This is a genomic window from Solicola gregarius, from assembly GCF_025790165.1.
GTDB classification, from domain to species: domain Bacteria; phylum Actinomycetota; class Actinomycetes; order Propionibacteriales; family Nocardioidaceae; genus Solicola; species Solicola gregarius.
The window spans coordinates 2,921,914-2,939,634 of the sequence record NZ_CP094970.1; the positions used below are offsets into that span (position 1 = coordinate 2,921,914).

The following is a 17,721-nucleotide window of genomic DNA, read 5'->3' on the forward strand; positions in this document are numbered from 1 at the left end:
GAGGTCGAGATCGGGCTGGACGCTGCCCTCGAGGCGACCGAGACCGCCGGTGAGCCCGGCGAGCAGGCGTACGACCCCGCGGTCGAGGCCGAGGCGTCCGACGCCGACGTTGCCGATCCCGAGGCCGATGCTCTCGTCGAGGACGCGGCAGGCGAGCCCGAGGCAGCAGGCGAGGCCGGTGCCGATGAGGCGGAGGCGGCCGACGAGGCCGCGCCCGCGGCAGCGCCCGACCCGCTCGACGAGTTCCGCCAGGAGCTACGCAGCAAGCCGGGCGACTGGTTCGTCGTGCACACGTACTCCGGCATGGAGAACCGCGTCAAGGCGAACCTCGAGAACCGCGTGACCTCCCTGAACATGGAGGACTTCATCTTCGAGGTCATCGTGCCGACCGAAGAGGTCGCCGAGATCAAGAACGGCCAGCGCAAGATGGTCAAGCGCACCGTTCTCCCCGGCTACGTCCTCGTGCGCATGGACCTCAACGACGAGTCGTGGGGCGCCGTACGCCACACGCCGTCGGTCACCGGCTTCGTGGGGCACTCCCACCAGCCGGTGCCGCTGAGCCTGGCCGAGGTCGAGAACATGCTCGCCCCGACCATCGAGCCGGAGGCCGAGCCCGAGGCCGCGGCCGGAGCCGGCTCCGAGCAGCAGGCGAAGACCCCGAAGGTCGAGTTCACCGACTTCGTGGTCGGCGACTCCGTCATGGTGGTCGACGGCCCGTTCGCGACGCTGCACGCAACGATCACCGAGATCAACGTCGACGCCGCCCGGGTCAAGGCCCTGGTGGAGATCTTCGGCCGGGAGACGCCGGTCGAGCTCAGCTTCTCCCAGATCCAACGGGTCTGAGACGCCGACGTACGCAACACCGAAAACCGAGACAAGGACCCCACCATGCCCCCCAAGAAGAAGATCGCCGCACTGGTCAAGGTGCAGCTCCAGGCCGGCTCCGCCACCCCGGCGCCGCCGGTCGGCACCGCGCTCGGCCCGCACGGCGTCAACATCATGGAGTTCTGCAAGGCGTACAACGCCCAGACCGAATCCATGCGCGGCAACGTCGTCCCCGTCGAGATCACGATCTACGAGGACCGCTCGTTCGACTTCATCACCAAGACGCCGCCGGCGGCGGAGTTGATCAAGAAGGCGGCCGGACTCGCCAAGGGCTCGTCGGTCCCGCACAAGGACAAGGTCGGCAAGATCACCCGCGACCAGGTCCGCGAGATCGCGAGCACCAAGCTCCCCGACCTCAACGCCAACGACGTCGACGGCGCGATGAAGATCGTCGAGGGCACCGCCCGCTCGATGGGCGTCACCGTCGACGGCTGACCCCGCACCGTCGGGAGTCGAAGCACACAACGCAACAACCGAACCGTGGTAGGGCGCACGCTGGCCCGCACACCACACCTGGTACGCCGCGCAGGCGGCGATGAGAGAGAGAAGAAGCCAGTGGCACAGCGCAGCAAGTCGTACAACGCGATCGCCAAGAAGATCGACAGCGACGCCCTCTACAGCCCCGTCGACGCGGTGAAGCTCGCCAAGGAGTCGGGCAGCATCAACAAGTTCGACGCGACCATCGACGTCTCGATGCGTCTCGGTGTCGACCCGCGCAAGGCCGACCAGATGGTGCGCGGCACCGTCAACCTCCCCAACGGCACCGGCAAGACCTCGAGGGTCCTGGTCTTCGCCACCGGCGCCAATGCGGAAGCCGCCCGTGAGGCCGGCGCCGACTTCGTCGGCGACGACGACATGGTCGAGAAGGTCAGCGGCGGTTGGCTCGACTTCGACGCGGTCGTCGCGACGCCCGACATGATGGGCAAGGTCGGCCGTCTCGGTCGCGTCCTCGGTCCGCGCGGCCTGATGCCGAACCCGAAGACGGGCACCGTCACGACCGACGTGAGCAAGGCCGTCGGCGACATCAAGGGCGGCAAGATCGAGTTCCGCGTCGATCGGCACGCCAACCTGCACTTCATCATCGGCAAGGCGTCGTTCTCCGAGCAGCAGCTCGCCGAGAACTACGCCGCCGCGCTCGACGAGGTGCTGCGACTCAAGCCGGCCAGCTCGAAGGGCCGCTACCTGCGCAAGGTGACGCTCTCGACCACGATGGGCCCGGGCATCCCGGTCGACCCGAACCGCACGCGCTCGGTCGCCGACGAGGACTGACCCGGCAGATAGCGTTCGCGTACGTAGCACCAAAGGGGGAGGGCTGCGGCGGAACCGTTGGGTACGCTGGACCGTCATACGGACGCGAAACGATCACCGATGCTCAGGGGCAATCCGATGAAGGTACGCAAGACTCTGGTCGCGCTTGGCGCGGCCGCAACACTCTCCCTCACGGCGTGCGGCAACGCCGAGGACGTCGTCGGCGTTGACTCGTCGGTTGGCGGTGACTCCGCCGCGGCGCAGGCGTCCGGCGCCCTGACGCAGGACACCTTCGCCTCCTCGGTCTCCGACGCCCAGAGCAAGGCCCAGACGGCGCATCTGGAGATGGACATCGAGGCGTCGGGCATGGAGATCAGCGGGTCGGGCGACATGGCGATGGACCCCGAGTCCGACGACCCCAAGGACTCCAAGATGGCGATGACGATGGAGATGCCGATGATCGGCGATCTCGAGATGCGCCTCGTCGACGGCATTGCGTACGTCAACATGGGCTCGTACACGCAGGACAAGTTCGCCACGTTCGACCTGACCGACGACAGCAACCCTCTCGGCACGTCGCTCGACGAGATCACCAAGCAGGCCGACCCGAACGCCATGGTCAAGCAGCTCTCCGGTTCCCTCAAGGACTTCGAGAAGACCGACGAGACCGAGGAGATCGACGGCGTCGAGGCGACGAAGTACGAGCTGACGATGGACGGCTCCGAGCTCGGCGGCATGATGCAGCAGGCCGAGGGCAGCTCGCTGAGTGGTGGCAGCGTCGATATGCCGAAGAAGGTCGTCGCGTACGTCTGGATCGGTGACGACGACCTCCTCCGCAAGATGACGATGGACCTCGACTCGGGTTCCATGCCGATGAGCATGGAGATGACGTTCACCAAGTGGGGCGAGCCCGTCGAGGTCGAGGCGCCGCCCGCGGACGAGACCATCGACGGCTCGGAGCTCGACCTCGGCACCACGATGTGACGATGGCCCGAACGTCTCGGATCGACGCGACCGGCGCGCCAGTCGTCGCGGGTAGCGTCGGCCTGCTGCTCGGCTGGCTGGTCAGCGGCATCGCGTACGCGAGCGGGCCGCTGCCCGACGCGCTGTGCGCGCTGGTGTGGCTGCTGGTGGCGGGCGGCATCGCGTACTGGCTCTATCAGCGGATGACCGGGCCGTACGCCGACTGGACCGACGACAAGCTGGTCAACACGCGCCTCGGCAGGTGGATCGTGACGGTCGCCGCGCTGCTCGCGCTGGTGACGGTCATCCGCATCATCACCGGCATCGGCAACGACGACGACCTCGGCCTGATGCTCTGGGGCTTCCAGCCGCTCTAGCCGCCCGCCCGGTGAGCCGCCCGCCCCGTGAGCCGCCCGCTCGTGCGGCGACACGCCGGCGTTTCCCACAAGAGCGTGCGGCCCACGGGGCGCTCAGTCCCAGCGGCGGCCGGGAGGCCAGGTCCGCCACCACGCCGGCTTCTCGGTCGTCCAGGTTTGCCGACCCATCGAGTGCGCACGCTCGAAACCCAGCCGGAGCCGTTGCCGGGTTTCAGGACGCTCGCTGCGGCTGAGCTGGGCCGAGCCGATACGCACCACCGCCGACCCGTGGTTCTCCAGCGCTTCTTCGCGGACGTTGTCGGCATTGTGTACGCCGATGTCGCGGTGGTCGCCGCCATCGGACTCGATCACGAGACCCGAGTCGGGATCGAGCAGGTCGGGGATCCCAAGCAGCTTCTCGCGTTGGTCGAACACCGGCACGTTGACGTGCCAGGTCTCGATGCCGAGAGTCTCGGTCGCGAGGACGCGGGTACGCGTCTCCCAGGGGCTTGCCGATCTGGTGCTCAAGTGAGCGAGTGCCCATCGAGCCTGAACCCGACCCCGAGTCTTCACGTGCGCGTCGAAGACGGCTCGTACGTTCCCGGCCGCTGTCCGGGCTTGCTCGATGATCGTGCTCGTCGCCATTTCGACCGCCACCAGGGCCTCGATGCGGTTCGGTGCGTCCAGCATGTCGTCGTAGGCCGCGCGGGCGATGGTCGCGACGACGACGTCGTCGAGGTCAACCACCTCGCCGGGGACCCAACGCCTCTCGCGCGGTCGTGTGCCTGGCTGGCGGCGCAGCCGAGCGCCAGGGCCGCACAAGAACGTCACCGGCAAATCCTTGCCGTACCGTTCGCCGTCGCAATAGGCCTGGCCCTGCAGCCATCGCGATGCCCACCCGGTCAGCACGCAGCCGTCGGTCATCAACCCGAGGGCGTCGGCGATTCGGGTGGCGGGCTGGTCGATGGAGATTCCCGCAGGGCGACGCAGCCCGCGAAAGGGGGTCTCGTACTGCTCGCCCCGAAGAGCCCACGCGGTAACACCGTCGTCGCGAAGCCTGGACGTGCGTCGGGTCAGCTGGGGGACGTACGAAATGTCGCGCATACTGGCAATGTGCCGCCGCGGAACTCGATCGGCGCGCGTATCCACAGGCACGCACAGCCCAATCTGCTGAGCCCCACGCTCGTGCGGCGACACGCGGGCGTGTCGCACAACAGCGTGCGGCTCACGGATTTGGCGTGAGCGCTGCCCACCCGATATGCTGGCCGCTGCCGAAGACCGCTGGTCATGACGAAGGTCCCATTCAGGTGGGCGGCCCGCGCAGGACACTGAATCGCAAGACGTCTCGTACGTCTTTCGCCCCGTGCGCCTGCGCCGGGGCTTCTTTCCTGTCCGGGCCCCTCGTACGCCAGCTCATTCGGCGCAACCGACGAATGAGAAGGAGACCCATGGCGCGCCAGGACAAGGCAGCCGCGGTCGCCGAGCTCGCTGAGGAGTTCCGCAGCAGCAACGGTGCCGTGCTGACCGAGTACCGCGGTCTCACCGTGAAGCAGCTGCAGGATCTGCGGCGCTCGCTCGGTGAGGACGTCAGCTACGCCGTGGTGAAGAACACCCTGACCAAGATCGCGGCCCGCGAAGCCGGCGTCGATGCCTTCGACGACCTGCTCACCGGACCCTCGGCCATCGCCTTCATCAAGGGCGACCCGGTCGAGGCCGCGAAGGGTCTGCGTGACTTCGCCAAGGCGAACCAACCTCTCGTGATCAAGGGTGGCGTGCTCGACGGCAAGTCGCTCGATGCCGATGAGATCAAGAAGCTGGCCGACCTCGAAGTCGCGCGAGGTCCTCCTCGCCAAGCTCGCAGGTGACATGAAGGCCAGCCTCAGCCAGGCCGCCGCGCTCTTCAACGCCCCGTTGGCCCAAGCGGCCCGCGCGGTCGGAGCGCTGCAGACCAAGGCCGAGTCCGACCCGTCCGTGATCGCCGGCGCGGGCGAGGCCCAGTCCGAGGAGCCCGCCGCCGCGCCGGCCGACGACGCCGCCGAGGCCGAGTCGAAGGACTGACCGCACCACCCTCACGTACCAAGCACCACCACCCCAGGAAGGAACCGCCACCATGGCGAAACTGAGCACCGACGAGCTGCTGGACACGTTCAAGGAGATGACCCTCCTCGAGCTCAGCGAGTTCGTGAAGCAGTTCGAGGACACGTTCGACGTCACCGCAGCCGCGCCCGTCGCGGCCGTTGCCGCCGCCCCGGCCGCCGGAGGCAATGCCGCCGACGAGGCCGCTGCCGAGCAGGACGAGTTCGACGTGGTCCTCGAGGCCGCCGGCGACAAGAAGATCCAGGTCATCAAGGAGGTCCGCGGACTCACCAGCCTCGGCCTCAAGGAGGCCAAGGACCTCGTCGAGGGCGCGCCGAAGGCCATCGTCGAGAAGGTCAACAAGGAGGCCGCCGAGAAGGCCAAGGAGGCCCTCGAGGGCGCCGGGGCCACCGTCTCGGTCAAGTGACATCGCACGGGCTGCTCGCAGCCTGAGGACGGGCGGCCAGCCATTGCGGCTGGCCGCCCGTTTCGCGTACCTACGTGCCCCCCGCAACGGTGCGGTAACACCACGACACCGGGGGTTGTAACCCCGGGTTACCGTCAGGTAGCATCCACGCTTGATTAGGATGCGCGTCACACGCCATCCGGGAGTAGCCGCAGAGATCGACGTGTCGGCAAGGGCGCGAGACACAAGTTCGTGACGGGCCGCGTGGCCCGAGCACAAAGAAAACCCAGGGGTGCGGACGCCGCAGTGCGGCGGCCGCACCGTGCAGGCAAGGAGGCACGTGCGTGGGTGTAGCAGTGCAGGTCGAAGGGCTCACGAAGTCCTTCGGCAACCAGCTCATCTGGGGCGATGTCACCCTCACGCTGCCACCCGGCGAGATCTCGGTGATCCTCGGGCCGTCGGGCACCGGTAAGTCCGTTTTCCTGAAGACCCTGATCGGTTTGCTCAAGCCCGACCGGGGCTCGGTGGTCATCGAGGGCACCGACGTCGCCACCTGCAAGGAGAAGGAGCTCTACGAGATCCGCAAGCTGTTCGGCGTGCTGTTCCAGGACGGCGCGATGTTCGGCTCGATGAACCTCTACGACAACGTCGCCTTCCCGCTGCGCGAGCACACCAAGAAGCCCGAGTCCGAGATCCGTCAGATCGTGATGGAGAAGATGGAGATGGTCGGCCTGGTCGGGGCCGAGACCAAGCTCCCCGGTGAGATCTCCGGCGGTATGCGCAAGCGCGCCGGCATCGCCCGCGGCCTGGTGCTCGAGCCCGAGATCATCCTGTTCGACGAGCCCGACTCCGGCCTCGATCCCGTACGTACCGCGCTGATCAGCCAGCTGATCATCGATCTCAACTCGCAGATCGACGCGACGTTCCTGATCGTCACCCACGACATCAACACCGCGCGTACCGTGCCCGACAACATCGGCATGCTCTATCACCAGCACCTCGCGATGTTCGGTCACCGCGAGATGCTGCTGTCCAGCGACCAGCCCGCCGTACGCCAGTTCCTGAACGCGCAGAAGGCCGGCCCGATCGGCATGACCGAGGAGAAGGACGAGGACGAGCTCGCCCAAGAGGCGCACTACGAGATGCCGCCGCTCCCGCCGATCCCGATGCAGGTGATGCCGTCCGACGGCAGGCCGCGCCGCGGGCAGCGTCCTCCCGGCGAATGGTGCCGGCAGAACGGTGTCACACCGCCTCCGGGCTCGTTCCGCCAGACGATGTCGATGGCGCCCGGTGGTGCTGCGTGAGCTCAGTGCCCCGGCCACCAACGCACACCCTGTTGCGCGACGCCCGGACGGGCGCCTCGCTGCGTTCTCGTCGGTCGAAGGTGGATCGGCACCGACTTCCCTTCTCGGCCTTGCGATGCATCCCGCCGGACGCCGCTCTCGACGGGCAGCGTTGATGGCCGGGGCACTAAACGCCGTCGCGAGGCCCATCGGGGTCGCGGGCAGCCTCTTCGCCTTCGGGCTCGATGTCATCGTCTCGATCTTTCGTCGCCCGTTCCAGCTGCGCGAGTTCCTGAACCAAGCGTGGTTCATCGCGTCGGTCACGATCTTCCCGACCGCCCTGGTCGCGATCCCGTTCGGTGCGGTGATCGCGCTGCAGACGGGCTCGCTGATCAGCCAGTTCGGCGCCCAGTCGTTCACCGGCTCCGCAGCGGTGATCGCGATCGTACGCAACGCCGGGCCGATCGCCACGGCCCTGATGGTCGCCGGCGCCGGTGGCTCGGCGATCGCCGCCGACCTCGGAGCGCGCAAGATCCGCGAGGAGCTCGACGCGATGCAGGTGCTGGGCATCGACCCGATCCAGCGCCTGGTCGTACCCCGGGTGCTCGCCTGCATGCTGGTCGCAGTCTTCCTCAACGGCCTGGTCAGCATCGTCGGCGTGATCGGCGGGTACGCGTTCAACGTCATCCTGCAAGGGGGTACGCCCGGCGCGTACCTCGCCTCGTTCACTGCGCTGGCCCAGTTACCCGATCTCTGGCAAGGGATGGCGAAGGCGCTCGTCTTCGGTCTGGTCGCCGCGGTCGTCGCTGCCTACAAGGGCATGAACGCGAAGGGCGGACCGAAGGGTGTCGGTGACGCCGTGAACGAAGCCGTGGTGATCACGTTCATGTTGCTGTTCGTGATCAACTTCTTCATGTCTGCCATGTACTTCCAGATCGTGCCCGAGAAGGCGATATAGCCATGGCAGATCTGCGTACTCTCTATCAGCGCCCGCTCGGCGGGGTCGACGACCTCGGGCGCCAGCTCGCGTTCTACATCCGCGCGCTGATCTGGGTGCCGCGGGCGCTCGTGCGCTACCCGAAGGAGATCCTGCGGCTGCTGACCGAGGTCACCTTCGGTTCGGGCGGCCTCGCCGTCATCGGCGGCACGATCGGCGTCATCACCGCGATGTCGTTCTTCACCGGCACCGAGGTCGGCCTGCAGGGGTTCACGGCGCTCGACCAGTTGGGTACGTCCGCGTTCACCGGGTTCATCTCGGCGTACTTCAACACCCGCGAGATCGCGCCGCTCGTCGCCGGTATCGCGCTCGCCGCCACGGTCGGCTGCGGCTACACCGCTCAGCTCGGCGCGATGCGGATCAGCGAGGAGGTCGACGCCCTCGAGGTGATGGCCATCCCGTCGCTGCCGTACCTCGTCACGACGCGGGTGATCGCCGGGCTCGGCGCGATCATCCCGCTGTACATCGTCGGACTGCTCGCGTCGTACTTCGCGACCAGGTTCGTGGTCACCGTCGCGTACGGGCAGAGTCCCGGCACGTACGACCACTATTTCGACCTGTTCTTACCTCCCGGTGACGTGCTGTGGTCGTTCTTCAAGGTGCTCATCTTCGCCGTCGTGGTGATCATGATCCACTGCTTCTACGGCTACTACGCCACGGGTGGCCCGGCCGGTGTCGGTGTCGCCGTCGGCCACGCCGTACGTACCTCGATCGTTGCGATCAACGTCGTCGACCTGCTGCTGTCGATGGCGATCTGGGGTACGACGACGACGGTTCGATTGGCGGGTTAGCGCGATGGCCCGTACCCCTGTGCTCGAACGCACCTCGACTGTGCGCACGCTCGGCATCGCCTTCATCGTGCTGATGCTGATCGTGCTGTGGATCACGTGGGGAATCTTCAACAAGTCGTTCCGCGACACGGTCGAGGTGTCGATGCTCGCGCCGTCGTCCGGCCTGCAGCTCTCCGAGGGCGGCGACGTGAAGATGCGCGGCGTACTCGTCGGCGAGGTCGAGTCGATCGAGCTCGCATCCGACGGCGAGGGCGCGCAGATCTCACTCGATCTCGATCCCGACAAGGTCGACAAGATCCCGGCGGACGTCGCGGCGCTCATCGTCCCGAAGACGCTCTTCGGGCAGAAGTACGTCGACCTGCAGATTCCCGAGGGTGCGGTGACAACGCCGATCGCCCAGGGAGACGTCATCTCGCAGGCGAAGGTGCCCGCCGAGGTCGAGACGCTGCTCAACGACCTGTACCCGCTGCTGCGTGCGGTCAAGCCGGCCGACCTGTCGAAGACGCTCAACGCGCTCGCGACGGCGCTCGACGGGCGCGGTGAGGAGATCGGCGAGAACCTCGAGAACCTCAACGACTACCTGGGCAAGCTGAACACCGTCTCGCCCGAGCTGGTCGACGACATCGTCAAGCTCGGCGACGTCTCCGAAACGTACGCCGACGCCATGCCCGATATCGGCACGCTGCTGCGCAACGCGGTCGAGACGGGCGACACGATCGTCGAGAAGCAGGATCAGCTGGCCGAGGTGTTCTCCGCGGTGAGTGACTTCTCCGACGTCGGCCGCAGCTTCTTCTCGTACAACGGCACCGGGCTGATCCGGCTCAATCACCAGGCGCGGCCGACGATGTCGCTGCTGGCGGAGTACTCGCCGATCGCGCCGTGCGTCACCAAGGGTGCGGCGAAGATCCTGCCGCGGCTGAACCAGGCGCTGCGCGGCAACACCCTGCATGGCCGAGTGATGTACCCGGTCAAGCAGCCCACTCCGTACACCGGCAGCGAGACGCCGATCCTGCCGCCGATGAGCGACCAGTCGTCGCTGCTCGCGCCGAACTGCCTCTCGGCGCCGGACTCCCCGTACGGCAACGGCAACCCGTCGCCGGGCGCGCCGTTCGAGCTGCTGCAGAAGTTCGGCATCGACAACGACCACAACAAGTACCCCAGCCTCGGCCGGCCGGCTCCCGTCGTGGGAGGTGTCCGCTGATGCGCAAGGGTCTCGACCGCCAGAGCGCGGGCTCGCTCGCGAAGCTGCTGGTGTTCATCCTGGTGACGACGCTGGCGACGGCCGTGCTCGCGATCACGATCGGCAACATCTCGTTCGAGAGCCGCGAGACATACAAGGCCGAGTTCAGCGATACGACGAGCCTGATCAAGGGCGACGACGTTCGCATCGCGGGCGTACGCGTCGGCACGGTCGAGAGCGTCGATCTGGGCGACGACAACCAGAGCTCGATCGTGACGATGGCGGTCGACGACAGTACGACGCTTCCGCAGTCGACCGAGGCGACGATCAAGTACCGCAACCTGATCGGCCAGCGCTACATCTCGCTCGAGCAGGGCTCGAAGGGCTCCACCGAGCCGATGGAGTCCGGCGACATGATCCCGCTCGACCAGACCACGGAGGCGCTCGATCTGTCGGCGCTGTTCAACGGGTTCAAGCCGCTGTTCCAGGGCTTGTCGCCGGAGGACACCAACAAGCTCGCGAACGAGCTGGTCCAGGTGCTGCAGGGCGAGTCCGGCACGATCGAGACGCTGCTGTCGCGTACGGCATCGGTGTCGCAGACGTTCGCCAACCGCGACAAGCTGATCGGCAGCGTCATCACCAACTTCAACGACCTGCTCGACACGCTCAACAACCGCGACGAGGAGCTCGACGACACCATCGTCACCGTGCAGAAGTTCATGAGCGGGCTGAACGACGACCGCGGCGCGATCACGACGGCGCTCGACTCGATCGACGATCTGACGACGGAGACCGCATCGCTGGTCACCGACGTACGTCCCGCGCTGACGACCGACATCAAACAGCTGCGTGAGCTGTCGACCCGCCTCGACCAACCGGCCCTGCGCCACGAGCTCGACGACATCATCAAGATCCTGCCGATCAAGGCGACGAAGCTGGGTCTGACGGGCGACTTCGGGCCACTGGGTGGCGTTGTCCCCTGCGAGATCCGGAGTGACATCACTATTCCGGCGATTCCAGGAATTTCGGGCTATGAACGGCCGAGGAACATTTTCAGCGGGGTCGTCGTAAATAACCCGAAGTTCTCCGGCAGGTGCGACTGATGAAGCCGTTCCGGGAACGCAACCTCGTGGTCGTCGGCCTCGTCTCGATCGCCGTCATCGCGGTGATGATGCTCGCCGCATTCCGAGCCGACTCCCTGCCGCTGATCGGCGGCGGTAACACCTACTACGCGGAGTTCAGCGAGGCCGGCGGTCTGCGCGCGGGCGACGACGTGCGCGTCGCGGGCATCAAGGTCGGCGAGGTCAAGGACATCACCCTCGAAGGCGATACCGTTCGGGTCGCGATGCTCGTCGAGGACGGCGTCGACCTCGGGTCGGAGTCGCTCGCGGCGATCAAGGTGAAGACCGTGCTCGGCGCGATGATGGTGTCGATCGAGTCCGACGGCGATGACACCATGGGGGCCGGAGACGAGATCCCGGTCGACCGCACGACTCCGCCTTATGACGTGGTGCAAGCATTTTCCGACCTGTCGACGACGACGCAGGAGATCGACACCAAGCAGTTGGGCAAGTCCTTCGACACCCTCGCCGACGTGATGGACGACGTGCCCGACGACTTGCGGGGCACGCTCGATGGCGTTTCGCGGCTGTCGAAGAACCTCGCGGCGCGGGACCAGCAGATCAATACGTTGCTGAAGAACGTCGATGATCTATCCGGGACGCTCGCCGACCGCAACGAGGAGCTGATCACGCTCTTCGAGGACAGCAGCACGCTCTTCCGAGCTCTTTCGTCACGGCGCCAGGCCATCCATGACATCCTCGTCTCCACCCGCAAGCTTGCGGACGAGATGGGCACCCTCGTGGACGATACACGCGGAGATCTGAAGCCCGCGCTGGACCATCTTCGCGGAGTGGTGCAGGTATTGCAGAACAACCATGATCAGATCGATCGAGCACTCGATGCCCTTCCCAAGTACTACACAACCCTGGCAGGTCAATCAGGCAACGGCCCGTGGCTTGACTCCTGGGCAGAGGGCCTGGGCATCATTCTGCAGACGGGAGAGGGAGCGTCATGGTGACACGTGGACGCTTGACTCTGCTGTTCGGCGCTCTATTAGTGGCGATAGCGATAATCGCAGGTCTCCTGTTAGTGGTACGCCCTGGCGACGGCCGTACGCACTTGACTGTTGATTTTGACCGGACAGTATCGCTTTACGAGGGCGCAGACGTCCGGATCCTCGGAGTACCGGTTGGAAGCGTCGACTCCGTCGATCCGATGGGCGAGAAGGTACGAGTTGAATTGTCCTGGGACTCGGACTACCAGGTTCCGGCGGATGCAAAGGCCGTGATCGTCTCGCCGGCGATCGTCGGTGACCGCTATATCCAGCTGACACCCGCGTACAAGTCTGGACCGGAGATGAAGGACGACACGGTCCTCGACGCGTCCCGCACCGCCATTCCAGTGGAGCTCGATCAGGTCTACGACTCGCTCGATCAGCTGGCGACCGCTTTAGGACCCGAAGGCGCGAACAAGGACGGTTCACTGGACCGGCTCCTGAGCAGTAGCGCGACGGCGTTCGACGGCCAGGGAAAGAAGTTTCACCGCACCCTGAAGGACCTATCGAAGCTCACCGGGACACTCGACGACAACAAGGACGAGCTGTTCGGGAGCATGACGCAACTCGAGCGTTTCGTCGGCGCCCTCGCGGATAATGACAACGCCGTCCGCGAGTTCAACAGCAGCCTGGCCGAGGTGTCCAGCATGCTGTCCGGCGAACGCGAAGACCTGGCCGGCGCCCTTCGTGCGCTGGGCGGATCGCTTGACAAGATCCGCTCCTACGTGCGGGAAAATCGTGGCTCTCTGAAGAGCAATGTCAACGCGCTCGTCGATGTTACTGATCAGCTCGTTGATCAACGACGCAATCTCGCAAGGATCTTTGACACTGCGCCGACAGCGCTCAGTAACCAGGTTCTCGCGTACGATCCGTCTGTCGGCGCGCTGGACGCGCGAACGAACATGTCTCCTCGCGTCGGTGTCGCCACATCTGGCTACAAGGACGGCCTCGTAACACCTGCTAACACGGGCTTCTGGTCTGCAGCGGTCAATGCAGCATGCGGCTTCCTTGCTCGGAATCCGGGCGGGATCTCATCCAGCATTCCGGGCTACCCTGAGAAACGACAATGCGTGTCAAGGATGTCGGCTGTGTCGAGCCACCTTCTGCTTACGCGAGGCCTCCCGCCAGGCGAGCAAGGCGACTACCTGCGAACGCCGATGATGGAGCGCTCGGACGCGTCAGCGGGTGTAGCGCAACTTCTGACGATTGGGTCCGCTGAATGACACTGTCAAACACAGTTCGTGGACTTGTACTTGGCCTCGGCGTAGGCCTAATTGTGTCGAGTTGCGGCTTCAGCTCGGTGTATGACGTGCCTCTGCCGGGTGGCGCAGACGTCGGCGCTAACCCTACAACTCTCGAGCTCGAGTTCCGAGATGTTCTTGATCTGGTTCCGCAGAGTGCCGTCAAGGTCGACGATGTGACCGTCGGTAAGGTCACGGATATCGAGATGAAGGATTGGGATGCGATCGTCACCATCGAGATGCGCAACTCAGTCGAGCTGCCATCGAACGCAACGGCAGAGATTCGGCAAACAAGCATCTTAGGCGAGAAGTTCGTGTCCCTTGAGTCCTCCGATCAGCCGGCGCGTGACAAACTCGAGTCCGGCGATACCATACCACTTTCTCGGACCGGTCGTAATCCGGAAATCGAGGAGGTACTTGGCGCACTCTCGATGGTGCTGAACGGGGGCGGCGTTGCTCAACTGCAGACAATCACGAGAGAAATGAACCGCATTTTCGATGGCCGTGAAGACGAGGTCAAGTCGGTTCTTCGGCGCCTGAGCAAGTTTATGGGCGATATCGACCGGCAGAAACCCGAGTTGGTGTCCGCGCTGCGCAAGGTCGACCGCCTTGGTAGGAACGCAAATGACCAGACAGATGCGATCGAGTCAGCTCTTGACGATATACCGGAGGCCGTTCGAGTGCTCGACGATCAGCGAGACGCATTCGTCCGAATGCTCGGCAAACTCGACCGTTTCAGTAATGTCGGGACGGCGGTGATTCGCAGGTCGAAAGCGGACACGATCGCGAACTTGCAGGACCTCGCGCCCCTGCTGCGGAACCTGAACCGTAGTGGCGATTCCCTGGTGAAGTCGTTGCGGCTGCTCCTGACGGCGCCGTTCCCAGATTCACTCGTCGGTGAAACTCCTAGGGAGGCCCGCGCGTACGACAACGGCGCGTTCATCAACGCTAGCTTGACATTCAATCCGGAGTTTGAGATCGCGATCGATGATATGTCACCAGCGGAGCGGAGTCGGTTTGTCAGGTCCTTGGACTGCGGTGAGTACTTGCTCGCGCCAACCGCTGGGTGCATGCAGTCACGGACGGCCCCGAGTGCGCCTGATGCGGCTGACGGCCTTGGCCGACTGCTGTTGGATGGGGGTGCCGCAGAGTGATCACGCAGGCGACAAGGGTTCGGCTCCTCATCTTCGCGGTTATTACTTTGGTCGGGATCGCGTACGTCGGAGCGCGCTACGCGCAGGTTGATCGATTGTTCGTCGATCGCACCTACGACGTGACGGTCGACCTATCGGAGTCTGGCGGGATCTTTGTCGGTGCGGACGTGTCCTATCGCGGCGTCAGTGTAGGCAGGGTGAGCGAGCTAGAACTGTCCGAGACAGGAGTCCACACCACCCTGAGTATTGATGACTCTCACGAAAACATCCCGAGCGATCTCGAAGCGGTCGTGGCCGACAAGTCGGCTGTGGGCGAGCAGTACGTTGATTTGCAACCACGAACGGACTCGGAGCCGTACCTTGCGGATGGGTCCGTCATCGAGCAGGCGGACACGAGTACGCCGATCTCGACGCAGGACTTGCTCGCGAACGTGTCCAGTTTTGTCGGGTCGGTGAATACTCGCGATCTCCGCACGGTGGTGCATGAGCTCGGCGTGGGGTTCGACGGCACCGGGCAGGACATCAGCAAGATCATCGACACCTCGAACTCGTTCATCGAGACCGCAAATGACGAGTTTGGAGTGACGGCTCAACTGATCCGCGATGGCTCGACGGTGCTCGACGGTCAGCTCGCGGTCGGAAGCAGCATCCGCTCCTTCAGCCGAGACCTCGCCGACTTCTCCGATGCGCTTCGTGATTCCGATCCGGACCTGCGGTCGGTGCTTGAGGACGCTCCTGAGAGCGCGGACGAGATCAGTGCGCTGCTCGACGAGAACAAGAAGAGCATCGGCGAGCTGATCGGAAATTTCCAGAGCCTGAACCGACTCGTAGTGACGCGGCTACCTGGGCTTCGAGGTGTACTCGTACTTGCACCGTACGCAGTTGAGAACGGCTTCAGTGTGTTGTCGAAGGACAGAAACGGAAAGTACGAGATCCGGCTCGCAATGGCCGTCAGCTCGAAGCCGCCCTATTGCAAGAGTGGCTACCTCTCGGGCGCTGACGTACCAGACCCGTCCGACACTAGCCCCGGCAAATTGGTTGGCCGCGTCTGCAACGAGCCCGCGTCGAAGACGAATGCGCGAGGGGTACAGAACGCCGCGTCTACGCGTACTGCCCCCGTTGCCGGTGTGTACGACGAGGTGACCGGAGAATTCAGCACCGACGTACCCGACGGTCTTTACCGGACCGCGCCGTCGACCGACGACGCGCCACCCTCGGACTCGTGGACGAACCTGCTGATGGCACCATCGGTTACTCAATGAGCGAAGAAGACAACGCCGAGGTCGAGACGTCAGGAGACGAGCCGACATCCGGCGAAACCGATGAGCGCGCTCGAGGGTCCGCACTCCCGGTCGCGATTGCGCTGCTGGTGGTCGCAGCCGTCGCAGCCGGCGTGGGGATTTGGCTGATCACGGCGCCACCCGAGACACCGGAGGAGGCGAACGACTCCCGGCGGCAGGATGCGATCGTGTCCGCCGAGCGGTTCGCGAACGTCCTCACCAGCTACGACGCGACGAAGGACACCGACGCCTACGCCGACGAGTTGACCGACCTCCTCGCCGACGGCACGGACAGTCCCTGCTGGTCGACCGTGGCCGGGTTCGTCCCCGCCGTCGCCGACGAAGCGACGGCTCAAGCCGCCGAGCAGCGCAAGCAGTTGTACGAGGGTGAGGTACGCGAGCGCGCCGTCGAGACCGTCGACCCGGACTCGGCCCGGGTGATTCTCGCCGTCGACTTCGCGACCTCGGCGGAGATGAAGGGTAAGCGGGTGCCTTTGTTGGCTCAGCCGCTGCGTTTCCGGGTCGATCTCGAGGCGGACGGTGACGACTGGCTGGTATCGAACTGCACTTTGGTCGCGGCCGGTGCCGGCGAAGACGACGGAGGTGACCAGTGATGGCACCGAACCCACCGGGGAGCGGTCGCCGTCGGATCGCCGGCGACGCCGCTCGACGACGCCGCGACACTGCGGGTGAGCCCGACGCCGAGGCAGTTGAGGAAGCAACAGGGGCCGCCACGACCTCGCCAGAGAGCGAGGAGTCTCCCGCGGAAAGCAGCACCGAAGCCGACGCCGGTCCCGCCACCACAATGGATGCGGCGACTGAGGCTCCAGCCGAAGTACGCAAGCGCAGCCGTCTCCTTGCTCCTCCACCGCGGGAGTCAGGGTGGTGGCTGGGCGCGCTGGCCGTCGTCACGATCGCCGCCCTGGTGTTCGTCGCAGTAGTGGGCTTCCGCTATCTCGGCGAGAGAAGCGACGACCAGGCGTTCGTCGACGGTCGCGACGATGCCACCTCGGCCGCCGCGACGTCGGCCGAGACGATCCTCAGCTACAGCTACCAGAGCCTGGACGACGATCGTGCTGCAGCCGAGAAGGCGATGACCGACGACTTCGCCAAGGAGTACGGCGAGCTGTACACGAAGCCGTACTGCGAAGCGTTCCCCGTGCAGGGCGATTGCACCGTCGAGGGCAGCTTCCCGCAGGTCGTCGAGCGCAACAAGCAGCAGACCGAAGCGTCGGCGGTCGATGTCGCCCCGATGGAATGCGGCGACGAATGCAGCGACACGAAGGCTTCCGTGCTCATGTTCATCGACCAGACGAGCACCTCCAACGGTGATCAGCAGGACCCGATCGGGAACCGCGCCGTGTTCAGCATGGTCAAGCAGAACGGCGACTGGCTCGTCGACGGCATCCGCTACGTCTAGTCCGGCCGGGTAGGAGTTCGCGGACTTTTCGGTGCTGGGTACGCCGTGCACCACCGAAAAGTCCGCGAACTCCGCCTCGCGGCGCGGGCTCGCTGACGCCACGACCACGTACGAGGGCTGGCGTACACCCAACCCGCCGGGGTACGGTGCTTGACGTGCGGTTCGCAACCGGGCATAGTCGCGGGTTGCGTTCTTCCCGTTCTGGGTCTAGACTGCTTATTTGCGCTGCCTGCATCCTGCCTTGGTCCCCTTGACTGGGGCGTTGTGGCCTGCGCGGAATCCGAAACGGATTCCCAGCCGGATGAGCTTCATCGAGACCAGCGAG

At 65.3% G+C, this 17,721-nt stretch carries 18 protein-coding genes and 1 pseudogene; 18 read left to right on the plus strand and 1 reads right to left on the minus strand.

Features of this window, described 5'->3' with window-relative positions:
* Positions 1–9 precede the first annotated feature (9 nt).
* From nusG to L0C25_RS14375, 5 genes are all read left to right on the plus strand, one after another.
* Positions 10–843, plus strand: coding sequence for a transcription termination/antitermination protein NusG (gene nusG, locus L0C25_RS14355; protein WP_408641704.1), 834 nt, complete (start codon positions 10–12; stop codon positions 841–843).
* Positions 844–888: 45 nt separating this feature from the next.
* Entirely contained in the window at positions 889–1,320 is a 432-nt protein-coding gene (gene rplK, locus L0C25_RS14360; protein WP_271632351.1) for a 50S ribosomal protein L11, read from the plus strand.
* Positions 1,321–1,440: 120 nt separating this feature from the next.
* Positions 1,441–2,154, plus strand: a complete 714-nt coding sequence (rplA, locus tag L0C25_RS14365) for a 50S ribosomal protein L1 (RefSeq protein ID WP_271632352.1) — start codon at positions 1,441–1,443, stop codon at positions 2,152–2,154.
* A 99-nt stretch (positions 2,155–2,253) separates the two neighbouring features.
* The gene (locus L0C25_RS14370; protein ID WP_271632353.1) at positions 2,254–3,117 is read left to right on the plus strand and encodes an LppX_LprAFG lipoprotein; all 864 of its coding nucleotides are present in this window, start codon (positions 2,254–2,256) and stop codon (positions 3,115–3,117) included.
* Positions 3,118–3,119: 2 nt separating this feature from the next.
* A complete protein-coding gene (locus L0C25_RS14375) occupies positions 3,120–3,473 on the plus strand; it encodes a hypothetical protein (protein ID WP_271632355.1) in 354 nt (117 codons plus the stop codon).
* Positions 3,474–3,566: 93 nt separating this feature from the next.
* Here L0C25_RS14375 and L0C25_RS14380 read toward each other — a convergent pair whose 3' ends face one another.
* On the minus strand, positions 3,567–4,556 hold the full coding sequence (locus L0C25_RS14380; protein WP_271632356.1) for a hypothetical protein: 990 nt from the start codon (positions 4,554–4,556) through the stop codon (positions 3,567–3,569).
* A gap of 344 nt (positions 4,557–4,900) precedes the next feature.
* On the opposite strand from L0C25_RS14380, the pseudogene rplJ reads away from it, so the two are divergent.
* From rplJ to L0C25_RS14445, 13 genes and pseudogenes are all read left to right on the plus strand, one after another.
* Positions 4,901–5,510 (plus strand): annotated as a pseudogene (rplJ, locus tag L0C25_RS14385) (50S ribosomal protein L10).
* A 52-nt stretch (positions 5,511–5,562) separates the two neighbouring features.
* Positions 5,563–5,955 carry a 50S ribosomal protein L7/L12 gene (gene rplL, locus L0C25_RS14390; RefSeq protein WP_271632358.1) on the plus strand — a complete coding sequence of 131 codons (393 nt, stop codon included), beginning with the start codon at positions 5,563–5,565 and terminating at the stop codon, positions 5,953–5,955.
* 323 nt (positions 5,956–6,278) lie between these two features.
* Positions 6,279–7,238 carry an ABC transporter ATP-binding protein gene (locus L0C25_RS14395; RefSeq protein WP_271632359.1) on the plus strand — a complete coding sequence of 320 codons (960 nt, stop codon included), beginning with the start codon at positions 6,279–6,281 and terminating at the stop codon, positions 7,236–7,238.
* Positions 7,239–7,392: 154 nt separating this feature from the next.
* Positions 7,393–8,175, plus strand: coding sequence for an MlaE family ABC transporter permease (locus L0C25_RS14400; RefSeq protein ID WP_271632360.1), 783 nt, complete (start codon positions 7,393–7,395; stop codon positions 8,173–8,175).
* Between the two features lie 2 nt (positions 8,176–8,177).
* The gene (locus tag L0C25_RS14405; RefSeq protein WP_271632361.1) at positions 8,178–9,005 is read left to right on the plus strand and encodes an MlaE family ABC transporter permease; all 828 of its coding nucleotides are present in this window, start codon (positions 8,178–8,180) and stop codon (positions 9,003–9,005) included.
* A 4-nt stretch (positions 9,006–9,009) separates the two neighbouring features.
* Positions 9,010–10,206: an MCE family protein gene (locus tag L0C25_RS14410; protein WP_271632362.1), complete on the plus strand. Its 1,197-nt coding sequence runs from the start codon at positions 9,010–9,012 to the stop codon at positions 10,204–10,206.
* A complete protein-coding gene (locus L0C25_RS14415; protein ID WP_271632363.1) occupies positions 10,206–11,288 on the plus strand; it encodes an MCE family protein in 1,083 nt (360 codons plus the stop codon). The genes L0C25_RS14410 and L0C25_RS14415 overlap by 1 nt, the downstream gene beginning before the upstream one ends.
* Positions 11,288–12,265 (plus strand): MCE family protein, encoded by a 978-nt coding sequence (locus L0C25_RS14420; protein ID WP_271632364.1) that lies wholly within the window; start codon positions 11,288–11,290, stop codon positions 12,263–12,265. The genes L0C25_RS14415 and L0C25_RS14420 overlap by 1 nt, the downstream gene beginning before the upstream one ends.
* Complete coding sequence (locus L0C25_RS14425; protein WP_271632365.1) at positions 12,259–13,524, plus strand: MCE family protein; 1,266 nt, start codon at positions 12,259–12,261, stop codon at positions 13,522–13,524. The genes L0C25_RS14420 and L0C25_RS14425 overlap by 7 nt, the downstream gene beginning before the upstream one ends.
* Complete coding sequence (locus L0C25_RS14430) at positions 13,521–14,696, plus strand: MCE family protein (RefSeq protein WP_271632366.1); 1,176 nt, start codon at positions 13,521–13,523, stop codon at positions 14,694–14,696. The genes L0C25_RS14425 and L0C25_RS14430 overlap by 4 nt, the downstream gene beginning before the upstream one ends.
* Positions 14,693–15,958 (plus strand): MCE family protein, encoded by a 1,266-nt coding sequence (locus tag L0C25_RS14435; protein ID WP_271632367.1) that lies wholly within the window; start codon positions 14,693–14,695, stop codon positions 15,956–15,958. The genes L0C25_RS14430 and L0C25_RS14435 overlap by 4 nt, the downstream gene beginning before the upstream one ends.
* Positions 15,955–16,590, plus strand: a complete 636-nt coding sequence (locus tag L0C25_RS14440; protein WP_271632368.1) for a hypothetical protein — start codon at positions 15,955–15,957, stop codon at positions 16,588–16,590. Before L0C25_RS14435 ends, L0C25_RS14440 begins: the two co-directional genes overlap by 4 nt.
* Positions 16,590–17,396: a hypothetical protein gene (locus L0C25_RS14445; RefSeq protein ID WP_271632369.1), complete on the plus strand. Its 807-nt coding sequence runs from the start codon at positions 16,590–16,592 to the stop codon at positions 17,394–17,396. The genes L0C25_RS14440 and L0C25_RS14445 overlap by 1 nt, the downstream gene beginning before the upstream one ends.
* The last annotated feature ends 325 nt before the right edge of the window (positions 17,397–17,721 follow it).

Excerpts from the sequence above, each read along its gene's own strand:
- rplK (WP_271632351.1), top strand. The coding sequence starts at position 889 with ATGCCCCCCAAGAAGAAGATCGCCGCACTGGTCAAGGTGCAGCTCCAG.
- L0C25_RS14370 (WP_271632353.1), top strand. The coding sequence starts at position 2,254 with ATGCTCAGGGGCAATCCGATGAAGGTACGCAAGACTCTGGTCGCGCTT.
- L0C25_RS14375 (WP_271632355.1), top strand. The coding sequence starts at position 3,120 with ATGGCCCGAACGTCTCGGATCGACGCGACCGGCGCGCCAGTCGTCGCG.
- L0C25_RS14380 (WP_271632356.1), bottom strand. The coding sequence starts at position 4,556 with ATGCGCGACATTTCGTACGTCCCCCAGCTGACCCGACGCACGTCCAGG.
- rplL (WP_271632358.1), top strand. The coding sequence starts at position 5,563 with ATGGCGAAACTGAGCACCGACGAGCTGCTGGACACGTTCAAGGAGATG.
- L0C25_RS14400 (WP_271632360.1), top strand. The coding sequence starts at position 7,393 with ATGGCCGGGGCACTAAACGCCGTCGCGAGGCCCATCGGGGTCGCGGGC.
- L0C25_RS14405 (WP_271632361.1), top strand. The coding sequence starts at position 8,178 with ATGGCAGATCTGCGTACTCTCTATCAGCGCCCGCTCGGCGGGGTCGAC.
- L0C25_RS14410 (WP_271632362.1), top strand. The coding sequence starts at position 9,010 with ATGGCCCGTACCCCTGTGCTCGAACGCACCTCGACTGTGCGCACGCTC.
- L0C25_RS14415 (WP_271632363.1), top strand. The coding sequence starts at position 10,206 with ATGCGCAAGGGTCTCGACCGCCAGAGCGCGGGCTCGCTCGCGAAGCTG.
- L0C25_RS14420 (WP_271632364.1), top strand. The coding sequence starts at position 11,288 with ATGAAGCCGTTCCGGGAACGCAACCTCGTGGTCGTCGGCCTCGTCTCG.
- L0C25_RS14425 (WP_271632365.1), top strand. The coding sequence starts at position 12,259 with ATGGTGACACGTGGACGCTTGACTCTGCTGTTCGGCGCTCTATTAGTG.
- L0C25_RS14430 (WP_271632366.1), top strand. The coding sequence starts at position 13,521 with ATGACACTGTCAAACACAGTTCGTGGACTTGTACTTGGCCTCGGCGTA.
- L0C25_RS14440 (WP_271632368.1), top strand. The coding sequence starts at position 15,955 with ATGAGCGAAGAAGACAACGCCGAGGTCGAGACGTCAGGAGACGAGCCG.
- L0C25_RS14445 (WP_271632369.1), top strand. The coding sequence starts at position 16,590 with ATGGCACCGAACCCACCGGGGAGCGGTCGCCGTCGGATCGCCGGCGAC.